Genomic DNA, 16,932 nt, shown 5'->3' with positions numbered 1-16,932 from the left:
CGGAGTTTATACATAAGGCATTAGATGCATCTACGTCTTTTTTAAAAGATGCTCTGCCGTCAATTACTAAACTTGCAAGTCTCGCTCTTCCCGATAGCGATAAAGTTGCTAATATAATACAAAAATTTCAGTTAATTAAGCCACTTCCAAAGGAAGAGAAATCAAAAGAAGAAAAGGTAAAAGAGGTAAAGGAATTGATTAGTCCTTTGATACAAATTAAAAACCATAATCCGGAAATAAGAAAAATAATTGAACAAGACCTTCCTGAACTATTAACAAAACATGCAAGTAGTTTAGGACCGGTTGTAGATGAGTTTTGAAATAAAACACCTAAGGGTCAAAAATTAAAATTAGACGGTGAAAAATTAGTAAAGATAGCCGGTAAGTAAACATGCACCTGAATTAATTCAAATTGCCGATAAATTTAGCAAACATGAATACGGTAAAATTATTATTGCTGGCGTTAAAATTATTATCAGATCCAAAAGTGCTAGGAGTAGTAGCAGAAACTATAGTTCATTTAGGAAAAAGTAAATTTAGTAAAGATAAAGCAGTGGTAGGACCGCATACAAGTAAGGTATTAGAAGAAAGACAAAGAGAGATAGGAAAATCCGGTAGAGGAGCCTAAGTCCTGTGCACTTTTAATAGAATAATCATAATTATGGCTCTTTTTAGTTGGAAATGATCAAATTTTTTTGAAATATGCATAACTATTCCTTCAAAAATCTTATTAATTTTCGCTTAAAAAGATCTAATAATTATAATCATTAATCAAAAGTGCACAGGACCTAGAAACATCTTGCTATTATTTGATTAAAATTATATTGTAAATTCAAAGTGTCATTATGAAATTACAAGGATGATAGACAGAAATTATTAGTTAACACATATCACAGGTGCCCTTGAGATATTCCCTATTTGTGTCATGCTCGGTCCAAGGCAATGTGGTAAAACTACTTTAGCGCACGCTTATATTAAACAGCTTAAAGAAGATGAAAAGAGCTACTTTTTTGACCTTGAGGATCCATCTCACTTAGATCAATTTAAGAATCTTAAAACAACTCTTGAGCCTTTAAACGGTTTAAGATGAAATTCAAAGACAACCTGAAATTTTTCCTTATTTAAGAGTTCTTGCTGACTATTCAAACAAAAAATTTTTAATATTAGGTAGTGCTTCTGGAGCATTATTGCGACAATCTTCAGAATCATTAGCCGGTCGTATTGAATATACGGAGCTTACTCCGTTCAATTTAATAGAGATAAATGATTTTAGGGAGTTATGGTTAAGAGGTGGTTTTCCTAAATCATATTTAGCAAAAAATTATGTCCAAAGTCTTAGATGGCGTAATAGCTATATCACTAGTTTTATCGAGCGTGATTTGCCTAGTTTAGGAATATCTCTTAATGCACATGTAATGAGGCAGTTATGGATGATGCTTGCTCATAATCATGGGCAATTATTAAATTATAGCGAACTTGGAAGGTCGCTCGGTTTAACGGATATGACTATAAAACGTTATACTAAAATATTAGAGCAAACTTTTATGATTCGGCTATTAAAACCTTGGTATGAAAATATCTCAAAACGTCAAGTGAAAGCACCAAAAGTCTATATACGAGATAGCGGAATACTACATGCATTATTAGGGATTCACGAACATGATTGGTATGTTCATCCAAAACGCGGTCTTTTATTTGAAGGGTTTGTAATAGAGGAGTTAATACGTAAATTTAAAACGGATGCAGAGTATTTTTTTTGGCGAACGCAAACAGGAATTAGATTTATTAATTATTAAGAATGGTAAGAAATACGGCTGTGAAGTAAAAAATGCTGATGCTCCTAGTATTACTAAATCAATGCATACCGTTCTTGCCGATTTGCAGTTAGAACATTTATATATTGTTACCGCCGGGAATAATACATATAAAAAAACAGAAAAATAAGTGTAGTTGGAATAGCGAACTTATCTAATTTACAGTTTGGTTAAAGTATATAAGTTACCATATTTCATTACCTTTAGTCTTATCATTACTTAATAAATTCATGATGACAATTAGAATCAGTAATATTATCTAGTAATATATCTAATTCAGCTTTTTCGGTGCTAATAACTAAACTGTTATTAATTAATTTTAAACTACACATACGGGTTTTTAGTTTTTACGTAAGTGAATCTAATAGGAACGCCCGGCATGTCAAAAGCCTCACGCATATTGTTTACTAAATACCTAGTATAGCTATCGGTAATTTTTTCCGGATTATTGGAGAATAGCTTGAAAGTAGGGGGGCGGGTTTTTGTTTGAGTCATATATTTTACACGCACTCTTCTGCCTCCTTTTTGTAAAGGCAGCAGATGTGCTTCCGTAGTAAAATTAAGCCATTCATTTAATTTGCTAGTAGTTATTTTCTTATTCCAAATTTTATAAATTTTAAGACACGCATCTAGCACTTGTTCAATATTTTGTTTATTTATTGCTGAAATGAATAGAACGGGGATACCTTTAACTTGAGGCAGATGAGTATTGATTTGATAATAAAATTCTTCCTGAAATGCTTCTTTTTCGGATTCTTTAACTAAATCCCATTTATTCACTACTATAACTATACTTCTTCCTTCATTGACCACATGGCTTGCAATATTTAAATCTTGCTGTTTTAAAGGAGCTAAAGCATCAATCATTAAGATTACGGTATTAGCCAATTTAATACTGTTAATAGTATCCGATGCCGATAATTTTTCTAAAGACTCTGTAATAGTAGATTTCTTGCGGAGTCCTGCCGTATCAATCAATTTAATATGATTATTTTTATATTGCCAATCAATTTCAATTGATTCACGAGTAATGCCGGCTTCAGGACCGGTTAATAATCTTTCATCATTAATAAGAGCGTTTATAAAAGTAGATTTTCCTGCGTTAGGTCTGCCACTAACTACTATCTGCAAACAATCTCCTTTAATTGGATCGGCTATATTTGTCTCGATTGATTCTTCTTCAGGTAACTTGGCAATAATTTCGTCATATAAATCAATTAAGCCTGTGCCATGTTCGGCAGAGATAGCTATCATACTATCAAACCCTAATTTATAGTACTCTTTATCAAAATCAAAAGCTTTCTCGCATTTATTAACTACCAATATAGCAGGCTTATTATATTTTCTAACAAAACTACTAAGTAGCTTATCATCAGGTAATATTCCGCTTCTAGCGTCAACCATAAAGCAAATTAAATCTGCCTCTAAAATTGCTTTAGTAGTCTGCTCAATTAACCTCTCTCCCATACTATTAGGATGCTCGTCAAGTCCTGGGGTATCAATTAACAAAAATTCAAAAGAGCCGATTTTGCCGTCTGTATATTTTCTATCTCTAGTGACGCCTGGCAAATCGTGAACGATAGCTTTTTTACGTATGCTTAATCTATTGAAAAGCGTTGATTTGCCTACATTCGGACGGCCAACTAAAGTAATGATTTGCTTAGTCATTATTTAATATATTATTATGGTTAAGAGAACTAATAATGCCCCGATAAAACCTACTATATTTGCTATTATAATAGGTGTATTTTTTATTAATATGCCGTATATAAGCCAACTACAAAGAGCAATAGCACTTATAGTAAAGGCGGGCATAGACACAGAAGCCGAAGATTGGCAGGTGAAAATCTTATGAGCCTGTACATAGAACATAAAATTGCCTATTGTACCGACAATCGTCATATATTTTTCGTAAAATGTCATGAATTTTGGAGACATATATTTATTTTTAAAAAGTGGTCTATGTCATTCCTGCGTAGGCGGGAATGACATACGGCACCCTAAGATAGCAACATTCCACATTGACTATCCCTTAAAACTCGCAATTACCGGTATATGATCTGAAGGTTTTTCTTGAGTCCTTAAATTATAATCCATATAGCAATTTTCTAAATAGTCAATAGTATTATTACAACCAAGAATCATATCAATCCTCATACCTTTATTTTGTTCAAAACATCTGGCTCTATAATCCCACCATGAAAATTCTTGTTTACTCGGATGCATTAATCTGTATAAATCCTCAAATCCGGAATTTAGAATAGTGCGTAATTTTTTTTGTTCAACCTCAGTAAAACACGTAGTTTCAGCCAGTAGCTTAGGTGAATATACGTCTATATCGAACGGTGCAATATTGAAATCACCGCCTATGATAGTTTTTTCGTCAAAAGATTTTTTAGTTGATAGATAATTGATAAAATTATCATAAAATGCTAGTTTTGCTACAAATTTATCGCTACCGACAAATGAACCGTTAGGAGCATAGAGCGAGATTATATTACAAAACCCTATAGGTAATGATAATTTTATTTCTAAGAATCTTGCTTGATCACTACAGTAATTATTCGGAAAATCCTTAATTATTTCATCGACAGGAAATTTTGAAATTATAGCAACGCCGTTATATGATTTTTGTCCGTGAACATAAGAATTATAAGGTAGATCGGATAATGCATCAAAAGGAAATTTTGCGGTTTCGCATTTTATTTCTTGCAATAATAAAATATCCGGATTTTCTTTAGATAAAAAATTACGCAATAAATTAAGTCTTGTTTTTATGGAATTAATATTCCAAGTAGCTATTTTCATGTTTGTTTTGCTATATCTTCTAATTTTGTATTACGGAATCGCCACTCAAGAAAACCAAAATGATAAACTAAGAGACTAGTAATAAATGCTCTGGCAATTACTATCCTAATTGAATATTATTGTATGATAATTTGGATTACTACTGTACATATCTAATAATATGCTAAAAGCTATAGCCCATAAATACAGTGATTGCAATACTCACTCCTCTTGGTGTCCTCTTAATTGAATTTTCTTTCATAATAAAATCTCGTAATATTGTATCGCAATTAGCTGTAATGAAAGCAAAAAACGGTCCCCAAAAACTTAGAGGCTCAATTTTGTGAATAATAACAATTGCAACTCCTCTCAGTAGTATCAGTAGCTCCTGCTGTCATGTCGGCATTGCCGCTTTGAATATCTAGCTATCTTGATTGTACTCAATATTGATACCTATTTTTGCAGCAATAGCGTTCATTAATTCTATATCCATACCGGAAACGGTAGTATGACCGTTTGAAGCAGCAATTAAGTATTGATAAGGCTCATTTACATACCATGCATTTATCAAAGTTTTTTTATCAGCTGTCCCTTCGCATTCTAAAATTGCTTGTTGTTCGTTCGTGCCTATGCTTAAAGCATACAAATTTTTAGAAATGAGAAGTATAAAACCAAAGCCTTTAAGCACGAACTACTTTAATTTCACCGTCAGAAAATTTAATATTAAAAATTTTTTCATTCGCAGCAGTAATTTTAGAAGATAAAAAATTACCCGTTTCTCCTTTAACTATAGCAAAACCTCGTTTTAATACGTTGTGATAATCAAGGCTTGCAAGTAACGTACTATTTAATTCTAATTTATACTCAAAGTTTTTCAAAGTATTATTTGCCGATTTTGATAGATAAGCTGTTTGATGTGTTAATTCTAATGTTTTGTAATTGATTATTTTAGCAGGGTTAACTCTTTCTTTAGAAAAAGATTTTATCTTTGTTTCTTGTAGTTCAATAAAGCACGGTAAAGCATCTAGTAAATTAAAACCGGTTTCGTCCAGTAATTGCTGCCTATTATTTATATAGTGAGAGAGATATCTGTGTATTTTATTGTAATTTACTATATTTTGTTCGTGATATTTAATTAACCGGCTAGTATTATTCAATAATATTTTTTCATAAGATTGTAGCGTATTATTTAAAATAGAGCGTACCGGTACAGCAAATTCTGCGGCAGCAGTCGGTGTTGGAGCTCTTTTATCGGCTGCTAAATCTATTAAAGTATAATCCACTTCATGACCTACTGCGGAAATAATAGGAATTTTTGAGTTATAGGCAGCACGTACTAATATCTCATCGTTAAATGACCAAAGATCTTCTATAGAACCGCCACCTCTAGCAACGATTATAACACGTGGTTTATTTACCTCTTCTAAATTGTTAAATCCTTCAATTGCTTCAGCAATTTCATTGCCAGAATTTTCGCCTTGTACGCTAACCGGCCATATTATTATCCGAGTCGGAAAACGTTCGCGAATACGATGAATAATATCTTTAATAACAGCACCGGTTATTGAAGTGATAACGCCTATTTTATCAGGTAAAAAGGGTATAGGAATACGTATTTTATTAAATAAGCCTTCTTTCTCGAGCCTTGCTTTACGCTCATTTAGAATTTGCAGCATAGCTCCAAGTCCTGTGGGTTGCAAATTATCTACCGATAATTGATAACGTGAATTACCTGCATAACTTGAGAGTTTACCGCTAATTACTACTTCCATGCCGTCATTTAAAGGAAATTTGATTTTAGCAAGAATAGGACGCCAGCAAGTACAGGCTAAAATGGCGGTATTTTCTTTTAAGTTAAAATAAGCATGACCTGAGTTTGCTATTTTTAAGCCTGAAATTTCGCCTTTTACCTTAATATAGCCAAAATTATTTTCTAATAGCTCTTTGATTTTATTAGAAATCTCACTAACTGAAAACTCTTTGGTTGCTTGATGCGCAATGAAATTGTCTAGCATTTTATTAGTATTTGGTGTTTTGCGCTGAGGGTAACACATTATTCGTCATTACGAGGAGAAACTATAAGTTTTGACGAAGCAATCTCAGGAGTTTATCCTACTTTATGAGATGGCCACGTCGATGCTATGCATCTCCTCGCAATGATGATTATCATCTCCATAGAATAACCTTGTACTACAAAAGAGCAAGCAAAATTTTTTATTATTTGATATATTGCTAATAGCTTGCTATTATTTTTTACTATTAAAATATATTTATTACATATAAATGCTACTGCGAATAATATGTTTGCTTATTATCATAATATTTTCTTTGGTAAGTTTTGGCGCTCTTTCTAAGAATGGTCAAAATATTAAAATAAGCAATATTATAGCTGACTTCGTAGAGTATAATGAAAATCAGGATTTGATATATGCTAAAGGTAATATAAGAATTATCACGGATGAGTATTTATTAATGGCAGATAATTTACTTTATGATATAGAAAATGATATTTTATGGGCAGAAGGTAATATCCGAATTAAGGATAAACAAAATCGGATAATAGAGGGAGACAAAGCGGTTTTAAAAGATGAATTTAAGAAAGGTATCATATCGGAATTCATTTTGCTTTCCGGTGATAATAATCTTTTAATTGCTAAACTTGCCGAAAGAATAGATGAAAATAATCTTAAGCTGCACCATGCCGAGTTTACCCCTTGTGCTGTTACTTGTAATAGAAACCCTATTTGGCAAATTGCTGCTAAGGATACTTATATTCATTCCGCAGAGCATAGAGTAGTTTATAAAAACGTGTTTTTTGAAGTATACGGTGTACCGATTTGTTACTTACCGTATTTTTTCCATCCGACTCATACGGCCCCTGCAACTTCTGGATTATTGGTACCTGACGTCAAAAATAAAGGGTTTGGCATCCCCCTATATCTACGTGCAAAACCTAATATCGATTTTACGCTCACGCCAAGAATTTTTAGTAAATATCAAACTTATGAGCTAGAAGCACGTTATCGCCTGAATGATACCGATAATATGAATTTTCAAGTTAGTTACGGTAAATTACCGTATTTTCTAGAAAAAGATGGAAGTGTAGTGAAAAATAAAAAAGTTTCTTCTTATCATTATATAGCAAGCGGTAATTTTATTAGTACCGATAAAGTTTATGATTACGGTTTCAGGGTGGAGCGTACATCGGATAAAGCTTATTTAAAAAATTATTATAATAACTACGCTTCATATTTAACTTCTAAAATATTCTTAAATAAAATTCATGAGGTTGATTATTTTTCGGCGGAAGGATTAAGTTTTCAAGGCTTAGGTAGTAATGATCGTAAATATAACGATCCTCTAGTATTACCAAAAATCAATACAAAAAACGTGATAAATTTGAATGATAATGACAACAGCCATATCGTTGTTGAAAATAATACGTTAATGTACAAAGAAAGAATAGGAAAACAAGTTGCTAGAACCTCTTTGCAACTATCCTTTATGCATAATGTGCTGACTGCTTCAGGACAAATTTTTGATTTTGCTGCTAAAGATAGAGGCGATTTTTATCTTGCTAGGCGGGCTTATGTAGATAAGCCGAGAGAAAGTAAATCATTTCAAAGGAATATACCGGAATTGCAAACTTTATGGCGTTATCCGTTAGTAGGCAATATAACAAAAACGATAAATTTACTTATTGAGCCGGTAGTTTCTTTTACTATGGGACGTAAACTATCTAAGAAAGATAAAAATTTTGTTATAATTGATCCTGCTAAATATGAATTATCCGAAAAAAATATCTTTTTATCCAACCGTTATAGCGGTATTGATTGCCATGATTTCGGTAATAGATTAAGTTACGGCTTAAATACTAGTATTGCTAAAGAAGAAAATTATTTAAAATTATTTTTAGGACACTCCCGTAATACAAGATATAGTATAAATTTGCCAGCTGATGATAAGGAAAATGTAGGGCAGATACTAGGTAATCTTTCTAATAATTTAGAAGTGTTTTATAGCTTTCGGAAAGATAGATATTTCAGACCTATTAGGGATGAAGTGGGAGGCAATTTTAACTATGATAAGATTAACTGTCTAGGTAGTTTTATTCAGCTTACCAATCTTAACAAATATGATTCCGTAGAAAGTATAAAGGTTTCAAATAATAGAGTACGACAATTTTATGGAGACATAAATTATCAGCTAGCGGAAAATTGGACTATAGGCTTTGGTGCACGCATTGATCTCTCTAGACGAGCTCCAAATTTGCTTACGCGAACTATTAGGATGACATATGCTAAAGATTGTGTTAGAATTACTGCAAAGATTTATTCCGATTATCTAGCCGATGGAAGTAGAGGAATCAAAAAGACTACCTCTTCGCCGACTATTTCTATCGGTTTAAAAGTTTTAAACATGTGAGTATACTCGTTTTATTTGAAAAATTGGCTATGTCGTCTTATAAGTTCTGCGGTGCTCACGTACTAAATGTACGCTCCGCTCCTTGACTTATAGACTCCTTGCTCTTTTCCAAATAAAACTTCGTCTACTTACTGGTCACTTATTCAGAGTATCACATGAGAAAATTATTATTAATCATTACCGTTTTTTTTACTTTTAATGTAGCACAAGCATCATTACCGAATATAGTAGCATCCGTAAATGATGAACCTATTACTCTTAATGAGTTCCGTGCTAGAAAAAAAATGATTATGGCACTAAATAATGTTGCAAGTCTAACGCCTGCTCAAGATAAGCAGCTAAGTGACTTAGCACTTAAGAGCTTAATTGACGAATCTTTGCTTTTTCAATATGCAGGAGATAGAGAAATTCCGCAAGAAGAGATAGAGAACGCTATTAAGTCTATTGAAGATCGTAATAAAATGCCTCACGGTTCTCTTCTTCAGTATCTAAAAAGCAGATCGGTTAATCCTGATAGTTTTATTTCCCAAATTAAATCCGAGTTGATTAAAATGAATATTTTATCAAGTCTATCAAGATCGGTACAAGTAAGTAATAAAGAAATAGATGTTGCAATTTTATCTAGCGATCAAAAAGACGTAGAAATTTCAATGCAAGTATTTACATCTAAAGATGGTGGCAATAAAGCGTTTACGCAGATGAATAATTTGAAAAATCGACTAAAAAAATGTGCGGATGTTAAAAAATCGCTTTATGATAATTTTGCTACTATGCAAATTATTACCGATAAGCTTAGCAAGATAGAAGGCGTAAAACAAACTATTGTAAAGGACTTAACTCCTGATAAAGCAAGTAATGTTTTTGAAGTAAATAACAAATTTGAAATAACATTAGTGTGCAGCAAAAAAATCTTAAATGTTAATGAAGATGAAAATAATTATGTAGTAAATTTCCTAACCAATAAAAAGATTTCGCAAAAAGCACAAAAAATGTTTGAAAATATGCGTAAGAAAGCAGCTATAAAAATAATGCTGCCGTCTTAGTATGTGTTATTCTATGTCATTCCCGCGTAGGCGGGAATCCAGAAAATAACCTTGATTATTAATACAGAATTATATTTGATAAAAACAAGTTTTTATATGTTTTACTGGATTCCCGCTTTCACGGGAATGAAATACCCTATGCTCCCTTCAATTGCAAAACACGCAGCTTTACATCAAGTGAATCCTCTTAAAAAGCACGGACAAAATTTTATTTTTGACAGTAGTCTATGTGATAAAATCGTACGTGCAAGTAACCTGGCAGAAAATAGCCGAGTATTAGAAATAGGGCCCGGCACAGGAGGGTTAACTAGGTCAATATTGCAGAAAAATCCTGAATCCTTAACTGTTATAGAAACAGATGAGAGATGCCTCCCGCTCCTTAATGAGATTAAAGAATATTATCCTAATCTAAATATTATTAAACAAGATGCTCTTAAAATAAATTTAACCGATTTAAGCTGTGATATAGTCAATTCAGTTGGATTTGCATACAAGAAGCGAGAAGCGAAGCCTATAACTAATAGGAGAGCGAACGATATAGGCGAGTCTAAATTAATTGACTATAAAGTCACTATAATCTCTAATTTACCGTACCATATAGGTACTGAGTTAGTGATTAGATGGCTGAAAGAAGCACGGCTAATTACTAGTATGACGCTAATGTTGCAAAAGGAAGTAGTAGAACGTATTTGTGCTATACCCTCAACTAAAGCATATGGCAGGTTATCGGTAATATGTCAGTTAATAGCTAAAGTGGAAAAGTGCTTTGACGTAGCGCCAACTGCTTTCTATCCACCTCCTAAAGTATATTCTGCGATAGTTAAACTAATACCTTTAGAAAATCCGCTGTCTATTGCTCTGATAAATAAAGTTGAGCAAATAACAAAGCTTGCTTTTGCAGGACGACGGAAAATGATCAAATCATCACTGAAAAATCTTGTACCTAATATACATGAAGTATTAACTCAGTTGAACATCAATGATAATTATCGCGCTGAAAATCTTGCCCCTCAAGATTATTTGAGAATTGCTGAAATATTATAGCTTGCATCATTCAGCTTTATCTAACTTTTTTGCTTCTGCTTCTTGCTGTAGTTTCTATTCTGCTGCTTTTTCATCTATATAGTTAAAAAAGAAATAACAGAAAGTTCAAAAACTAGTCAAAACTATGCATTTTGAGCTTTTAATTTCTTTTCTTCCTCTTCATCAATATAAGACTCAGAGGTTAAAATTTCTTCTTTATATTTTAACTCTCTAAAATTAGCTTATATATTAATGATAGAGTTTAATTATCATGTGAGAGAAGTAATTTATAGGGGGGGGAATAAGTCAATAATTATATATTTAATAAATCTATCTTACTCAAAAATACGGCTTTTTCTATTTACTAGGTAAATACAATTTAGTTCTTGAGTCTTATAATAAAGCAATTGAACTTGATCCTACAAATTCTAAAGCACAATATAATAAACAACATTTATTAAAGCGTATGTATTATTAAGTAAAAAACGCTGCAAAGCTTTTACTTATTGCCTTTTCAATCTATTCTGTTTGCTAGATTTCTTTAGTCTAAAATAAGCGAAGCAGTGATGCTATTCGTCTATTGTAATTTGCTTGATTTCGACAATTGTCTTATATACAAATGTTCAGCCAAAGTAAACATATTAAATAGCATTGGTTTGGTGGTTAGTTTTTTGTGGCAATCTCTAAATCAGTTTCACTCATTAATATCTAGTTGCGATGTGCATTAATACATTAGGGTCACAGCTACGCATTAATTTCGGTTATCGCTACAGGTTTCCTTGATATCAACAGTCTCAAGTGCCTATAAGATATTTAAGAAGTTCCAGCGTGAGTGAAAAAAGACGTTTAGTAAATTTAATATTTGGGAACTTAATATTGAAACCTGAAAAGCTTGATTTTATGCTGTGTTCACTGTTTGATACATTGGTGAATTTGCCTAAAAATGGCGAATGGTACCCGCGGCCGGACTTGAACCGGCAAGAGCTTACGCTCCACGGATTTTAAGTCCGTTATGTCTACCATTCCATCACGCGGGCAGCTGTGGATATTAAGGTTGCATTTGCTAAGTGGACAGATTAATAAAAAAAATACGAAAAAGCAAGTACTTTTATCGTTAATATATTAGTCTGATATGAAAAAGTTATTAAACACATTTAAAATCGTTAGTTTACTCATTAATTTATTAGATAATTAACTTAAATAGTGACAAAATAGTAATAATATGATAGATTAGTTTCAGGAAGTAATACTTTCTCTTGCATGTTATTGACATGTTTATTGACAAATGCCGCAAGGTAAGGTAGTTTTACATAATGAATTTTTATCGGCTCTTATATTTAAGTAAGGCTTAAAGTAAAATTTAAGTTTTAGTTATTATAAGCGTGTGTTAAGTTCAAATAAGTAATTTCTATCTAATAAAGGTTTTTATGGCTACAAATATAGTAGGTAAAGTTAAGTGGTATAATTCTACAAAGAATTTTGGATTTATTGAACAGGACAATGGCGGCAAAGATGTGTTTGTACACAAATCAGCCGTAGACGCAGCAGGTTTACATAGCCTTGAAGAAGGACAAGATGTAATTTTTGATCTTGAAGAAAAGCAAGGAAAAGCCTATGCTGTTAACCTCAGAATTAAATAAATTTATAATACCAAAAGCAGCTATCCACAATTGTTTATAATTTAGGGTAGCCTAGTCATCTTTATCAAAATAGTAAATATTTTGTTTTTGTCTTATAATAACCTATATAATTTTAAGTATAATAAATTATTTTTACTAAAGGGCATGAAAATGCCCTAAATCTAATAATATTATTCTGGCTTGAATAAGATTCTAAAATAGTTTCATTATTCATTATCGTTTTATATATTTAGTAGGTGTTTTGTAATCTAGCTTAAGCATATTTTTTGATTCAGGATAATTATATAAGTCGTTATTTTAATTTACTATAACTTATTTTTTATACAATAGACCTATTGCATAACTTATCTTATAAAGGGAATAAGAACTGCTACTCTACGCAGCGTACATAGTTAAGTATGTAAGGATGAGAGAGCAGCATCGATGTCTCATATATCTTTAAGAAATAAGTTATGTTAAGAAGTCTAATCAATAATGTGCATATTTTGATTTAAAACTATATTGGATTATATAATGAAAAATTTTAATTTATCTGAAGAATTAATTATTGCTCTCGAGACAATGAATATAACTGAGCCGACTGAAATACAAAAGCAATCGATTCCGGTTGCAATGGCGGGATCGGACATACTCGCTTCTAGCCAAACAGGTTCAGGCAAAACTCTTGCTTATTTATTGCCGTTAATTGATTCATTTATTAAAAATAAAACTACTGCTTTAATTCTTGTTCCGACTAGAGAATTAGCAACGCAAATACACAGTACTTTAAATAAAGTAACTACATCCTATAAAATTAATAGTGCAGTTTTGATAGGCGGTGAACCGATGCCTAAACAATTTATGCAATTAAAAAAGAATCCAAAAGTGATTGTCGGTACGCCGGGGCGTATTATCGATCACTTAAATAGGGGAAGTCTAAAAATTGATCGTATAGGCATAACCGTACTTGACGAAATGGATAGAATGCTTGATATGGGGATGAAAGAACAATTAGAAGAAATCAATAAATTTTTACCGGAAAAAAGACAAGTTTTAATGTTTTCCGCTACTATGCCAAAACATATTATTGCTGTTTCTCAAAAATATCTAAACAATCCGGTACGTATTACGGTAGGTGCTACTAATAAAGCAGCTGCAGAAATAAAACAGGAATCAATGCATGTTTCTGATAAAGAAAAATTTAGTGCATTAACTAAACAACTTGGTAATAGGGAAGGATCGGTCATTATTTTTGTGAAGACTAAACGCTCTGCCGATCAATTAGCTAAAATGTTAAAATATGAAAATCATACAGCAGAAGCTATACACGGTGATTTAAGTCAGCGTCAACGTGAAAGAGTAATTTTATCATTTCGTAAGTCAAACCATAGAATAATGGTAGCAACTGATGTAGCGGCTCGTGGGCTTGATATTCCTCATACACAGCATGTGATTAATTATGATTTACCTATGTGTCCTGAAGATTATTTACATAGGATAGGTAGAACGGGTAGAGCAGGGGCTACCGGACATGCGTTGTCTTTTATTTCTCCTGATGATGTTATTAGATGGCGTGCAATCGATCGTTTAGTAAATAAAGGAGAATCTACGCCGCGTAGTGAGTTTAGAAGTGATAAAAATAATCGTAAAAGATCATTCGGTAAAAGAGCCGGCGGTGACGGTAAAAAGTTTAATGCTTTTGATAGTAGCCGTAAAGGAACCTTTGATGGTAACAGCTACGGTAATAAAAGAAAGAAAGTATCGTAGTTTAGATTTATATCATTGCGAGGCAATTACATGAGTAATTGACGAAGCAATCTCAAGAGTTTATTATTATTTCATTAGAGTGTCACGTAGCCTTATGGCTGCTCATGACGATTAGATATCCATGCGGGCGATGCCTTTGCAGGCATGACAACCGTATATTTTAAAGGAGGATAAATTCATAAGTTTAAATTTTTCACGATTTCAATATATATCTAATATTTTCTTTATATTAATAATTTCTTTTCCTGGAGGTTTAATTTATTTACTTACCGGTTCAACTCTTTCTTTTTGGCTTCGAGAATCCGGTTTTGATAAAATCACTATAGGGCTTTTTAGTTTAGTGAATTTTATTCATATATTTAAATTTTTATGGGGTCCTTTGCTTGAAAAAGTAAGTTTTGCTCCTTTAAGTAAGCGGGGATATAAATATTGTTTAATTATTGCTTTGGTGAGTTGTATTTTTTGTGTATATATTCTAACAAATTTTAACCCTAACACTCATTTTATACCATTTGCTTTATGCTTAGTAGCTGTGGCATTTTTTTCGTCCATTTATGATATGTTACTTCAATCATCACAGATGTTACTGATTACAAATAAAAATTGGGGCATAAGTGAGGCAGCTTGTACTACAGGCTTTAGAATAGGTATACTTATAGCAGGTTCAGGAGCGTTATATTTATCTACTATCATATCCTGGCAAGATGTTTATCGTGCTATGGCAATTTTATGTATACCATCATTACTATTAATTATAATCTATCCGCTTAAATTTAAAGATAAGATAATTATTAATGATTTTGATAGATTTTGGCATGCTTTTTATGATTTTGTCAAGAAACCTAAATGGCTAATAATTGTTAGTTTTATGCTTCTATATCGTCTTCAAGATAATTTTCTGTCAATTATGCCGAATATGTTTTATCTTGATATTGGGTATACGAAGAAAGATTTAGCTCTTGGATATAAAGCTTTCGGTATGTGTGCTACAATCCTTGGAGGTTTTATAGGTGGGTTTTTGTGCCGAAAATATGAATATTCTTATTTGCTTAAAAGAGCATTAATATATCATGCTTTATCTAGCCTATCTTTTTTATTTCTCTCTTTTTATAATCGAGATATTACAAGTTTGTATATAGCGGTCTTCTTTCAAGAATTTACCAAGGGCTTAACTATGTCGCCGTTTTTTTCTTACCAATTAAGATGCTGTAGTTCTAAATATTGTATAACCCAAATTGCTTTAATTACTTCTATTGCTTATATTAGTACCATATTGTTTGGTAGTATTTCAGGCTATGCAGCTACTTATTTAGGCTGGACTTATTTCTTTATTGTAGCAGGATTTTGTTTTATACCGGCTTGTATATTAATTAGATATTTGCCGCCTTATGTTATTTCTAGCTAAAGCGGGAATCTAGCAAAATATTTATAATTGTCATTGCGAGGAGGCGTTGTTGTGTGGATCAATTGCACCTCTGTCATCCCGTGGCTTGACACCGAGTGCTTTACCGGTCCCTGCAACAATGCCTTGCGAGGAGCGTAGCGACGTGGCAATCTCTCTTAAATTGCATGAGATTGCTTAGTCGGCATAAATGCCTTCTCGCAATGACGTGGATAGGTAGTATAGGATTCCTGCTGCCGCAGGAATGACATACTTTTGAGCGCCATGTAAAAATGCCTAAATACAAATATATTGTAAAAGTAGTACTATCAATTTATAATAATCAACAAATTTATTAGTGTGCTTTAATTATGTTTATTCAAACTGAAGATACTCCAAATCCGGATGCAATAACATTTTTCCCAGGGCAGGAAATAAGTAGTGATCAGCCGGTATTTTTTAGTGAGCTTGCTGAAGTAAAAGGAAGAAGCAAACTTGCAGAATCATTATTTTATATTAATAATGTAAAATCGGTGTTTTTCGGTAGTGATTTTATAACAGTAACTAAACAAGCTGAAGGTAATTGGCAAGTTATAAAGCCTGAGATTTTAATGGTTATTATGGATCATTTTGTTTCAGGCTTGCCTGTATTTGAAGAAAACACCAAAGCAGATAATGTAAATCATAACCTTGATGGGCTTTCGGAAATAGAGAAACAAATCGTAGAGATTATTGAAACTAGGGTGCGTCCATCTGTTGCACAAGACGGTGGCGATATAATATATAAAGGCTTTGAAAACGGTGTAGTTAAATTAGCACTTCGTGGTGCATGCCTTGGATGTCCTAGTTCCACCATAACCTTAAGAAACGGCATTGAGTCCATGCTTAAACATTTTGTACCGGAAGTGCAAGAAGTTGAAGCTGTAGGGGAAGATTTTGAGTAATTTAGTATGCTAACTGTGTTAGTCTTCGTCATTGCAAGAAGAAACTGCAAGTTTCGACGAAGCAATCTAGTAAAAATTTCTGATTTACAGAATTTTGATTATTTTTTCTGGATTGCCAGGCAGTCTACG

The 16,932-nt window shown here is 32.4% G+C and carries 14 protein-coding genes, 1 tRNA gene and 2 pseudogenes; 10 read left to right on the top strand and 7 right to left on the bottom strand.

Translation table 11 applies throughout. The features are described 5' to 3' along the window. Positions 1–433 precede the first annotated feature (433 nt). Together RSA_RS05175 and RSA_RS10340 are read left to right on the top strand one after the other, a co-directional pair. Positions 434–628 (top strand): hypothetical protein, encoded by a 195-nt coding sequence (locus tag RSA_RS05175; RefSeq protein WP_041472407.1) that lies wholly within the window; start codon positions 434–436, stop codon positions 626–628. A 261-nt stretch (positions 629–889) separates the two neighbouring features. Then, a pseudogene (locus tag RSA_RS10340) lies at positions 890–1,988 on the top strand (ATP-binding protein). A 150-nt stretch (positions 1,989–2,138) separates the two neighbouring features. On the opposite strand, the gene der reads toward RSA_RS10340, so the two are convergent. The 6 genes and pseudogenes from der to RSA_RS10335 all read right to left on the bottom strand — a co-directional run bounded on the left by der (position 2,139) and on the right by RSA_RS10335 (position 6,919). After that, positions 2,139–3,482 carry a ribosome biogenesis GTPase Der gene (gene der / locus RSA_RS05165; protein ID WP_012262543.1) on the bottom strand — a complete coding sequence of 448 codons (1,344 nt, stop codon included), beginning with the start codon at positions 3,480–3,482 and terminating at the stop codon, positions 2,139–2,141. A gap of 3 nt (positions 3,483–3,485) precedes the next feature. Beyond that, the gene (locus RSA_RS07905) at positions 3,486–3,752 is read right to left on the bottom strand and encodes a SemiSWEET family sugar transporter (protein WP_010977607.1); all 267 of its coding nucleotides are present in this window, start codon (positions 3,750–3,752) and stop codon (positions 3,486–3,488) included. Between the two features lie 87 nt (positions 3,753–3,839). Next, positions 3,840–4,622, bottom strand: a complete 783-nt coding sequence (gene xth / locus RSA_RS05155; protein WP_012151171.1) for an exodeoxyribonuclease III — start codon at positions 4,620–4,622, stop codon at positions 3,840–3,842. Between the two features lie 400 nt (positions 4,623–5,022). Next, entirely contained in the window at positions 5,023–5,289 is a 267-nt protein-coding gene (locus RSA_RS05150; protein WP_014364934.1) for a hypothetical protein, read from the bottom strand. Then, complete coding sequence (xseA, locus tag RSA_RS05145) at positions 5,282–6,616, bottom strand: exodeoxyribonuclease VII large subunit (protein ID WP_014273705.1); 1,335 nt, start codon at positions 6,614–6,616, stop codon at positions 5,282–5,284. Before xseA ends, RSA_RS05150 begins: the two co-directional genes overlap by 8 nt. A gap of 92 nt (positions 6,617–6,708) precedes the next feature. After that, positions 6,709–6,919, bottom strand: a pseudogene (locus RSA_RS10335) (hypothetical protein). On the opposite strand from RSA_RS10335, the gene RSA_RS05140 reads away from it, so the two are divergent. The 4 genes from RSA_RS05140 (at position 6,885) to RSA_RS08595 (ending at position 11,570) form a co-directional block, all read left to right on the top strand. Further along, a complete protein-coding gene (locus tag RSA_RS05140) occupies positions 6,885–9,026 on the top strand; it encodes an LPS-assembly protein LptD (protein ID WP_041472356.1) in 2,142 nt (713 codons plus the stop codon). The pseudogene RSA_RS10335 and the gene RSA_RS05140 overlap by 35 nt on opposite strands. Positions 9,027–9,181: 155 nt before the next feature. Next, the gene (locus RSA_RS05135; protein WP_012151167.1) at positions 9,182–10,069 is read left to right on the top strand and encodes a SurA N-terminal domain-containing protein; all 888 of its coding nucleotides are present in this window, start codon (positions 9,182–9,184) and stop codon (positions 10,067–10,069) included. A gap of 138 nt (positions 10,070–10,207) precedes the next feature. Then, positions 10,208–11,113 (top strand): 16S rRNA (adenine(1518)-N(6)/adenine(1519)-N(6))-dimethyltransferase RsmA, encoded by a 906-nt coding sequence (rsmA, locus tag RSA_RS05130; protein WP_014364932.1) that lies wholly within the window; start codon positions 10,208–10,210, stop codon positions 11,111–11,113. Positions 11,114–11,420: 307 nt separating this feature from the next. Continuing rightward, positions 11,421–11,570 carry a tetratricopeptide repeat protein gene (locus RSA_RS08595; RefSeq protein WP_155114835.1) on the top strand — a complete coding sequence of 50 codons (150 nt, stop codon included), beginning with the start codon at positions 11,421–11,423 and terminating at the stop codon, positions 11,568–11,570. 473 nt (positions 11,571–12,043) lie between these two features. Here RSA_RS08595 and RSA_RS05125 read toward each other — a convergent pair. Then, positions 12,044–12,129 (bottom strand) — tRNA-Leu (locus RSA_RS05125). 390 nt (positions 12,130–12,519) lie between these two features. On the opposite strand from RSA_RS05125, the gene RSA_RS05120 reads away from it, so the two are divergent. The 4 genes from RSA_RS05120 to RSA_RS05105 all read left to right on the top strand — a co-directional run bounded on the left by RSA_RS05120 (position 12,520) and on the right by RSA_RS05105 (position 16,803). Then, positions 12,520–12,732, top strand: coding sequence for a cold-shock protein (locus RSA_RS05120; RefSeq protein ID WP_004997759.1), 213 nt, complete (start codon positions 12,520–12,522; stop codon positions 12,730–12,732). A gap of 513 nt (positions 12,733–13,245) precedes the next feature. Next, a complete protein-coding gene (locus RSA_RS05115) occupies positions 13,246–14,478 on the top strand; it encodes a DEAD/DEAH box helicase (protein WP_014364931.1) in 1,233 nt (410 codons plus the stop codon). Between the two features lie 178 nt (positions 14,479–14,656). Beyond that, positions 14,657–15,883, top strand: a complete 1,227-nt coding sequence (locus tag RSA_RS05110; RefSeq protein ID WP_081498225.1) for an MFS transporter — start codon at positions 14,657–14,659, stop codon at positions 15,881–15,883. A 347-nt stretch (positions 15,884–16,230) separates the two neighbouring features. After that, positions 16,231–16,803: a NifU family protein gene (locus RSA_RS05105; protein ID WP_014364929.1), complete on the top strand. Its 573-nt coding sequence runs from the start codon at positions 16,231–16,233 to the stop codon at positions 16,801–16,803. The last annotated feature ends 129 nt before the right edge of the window (positions 16,804–16,932 follow it).

This window comes from Rickettsia philipii str. 364D (genome assembly GCF_000283995.1).
GTDB lineage: Bacteria > Pseudomonadota > Alphaproteobacteria > Rickettsiales > Rickettsiaceae > Rickettsia > Rickettsia rickettsii.
Note: the sequence above shows the minus strand (reverse complement) of the source record. Positions and strands in the feature narration are given on the sequence as shown.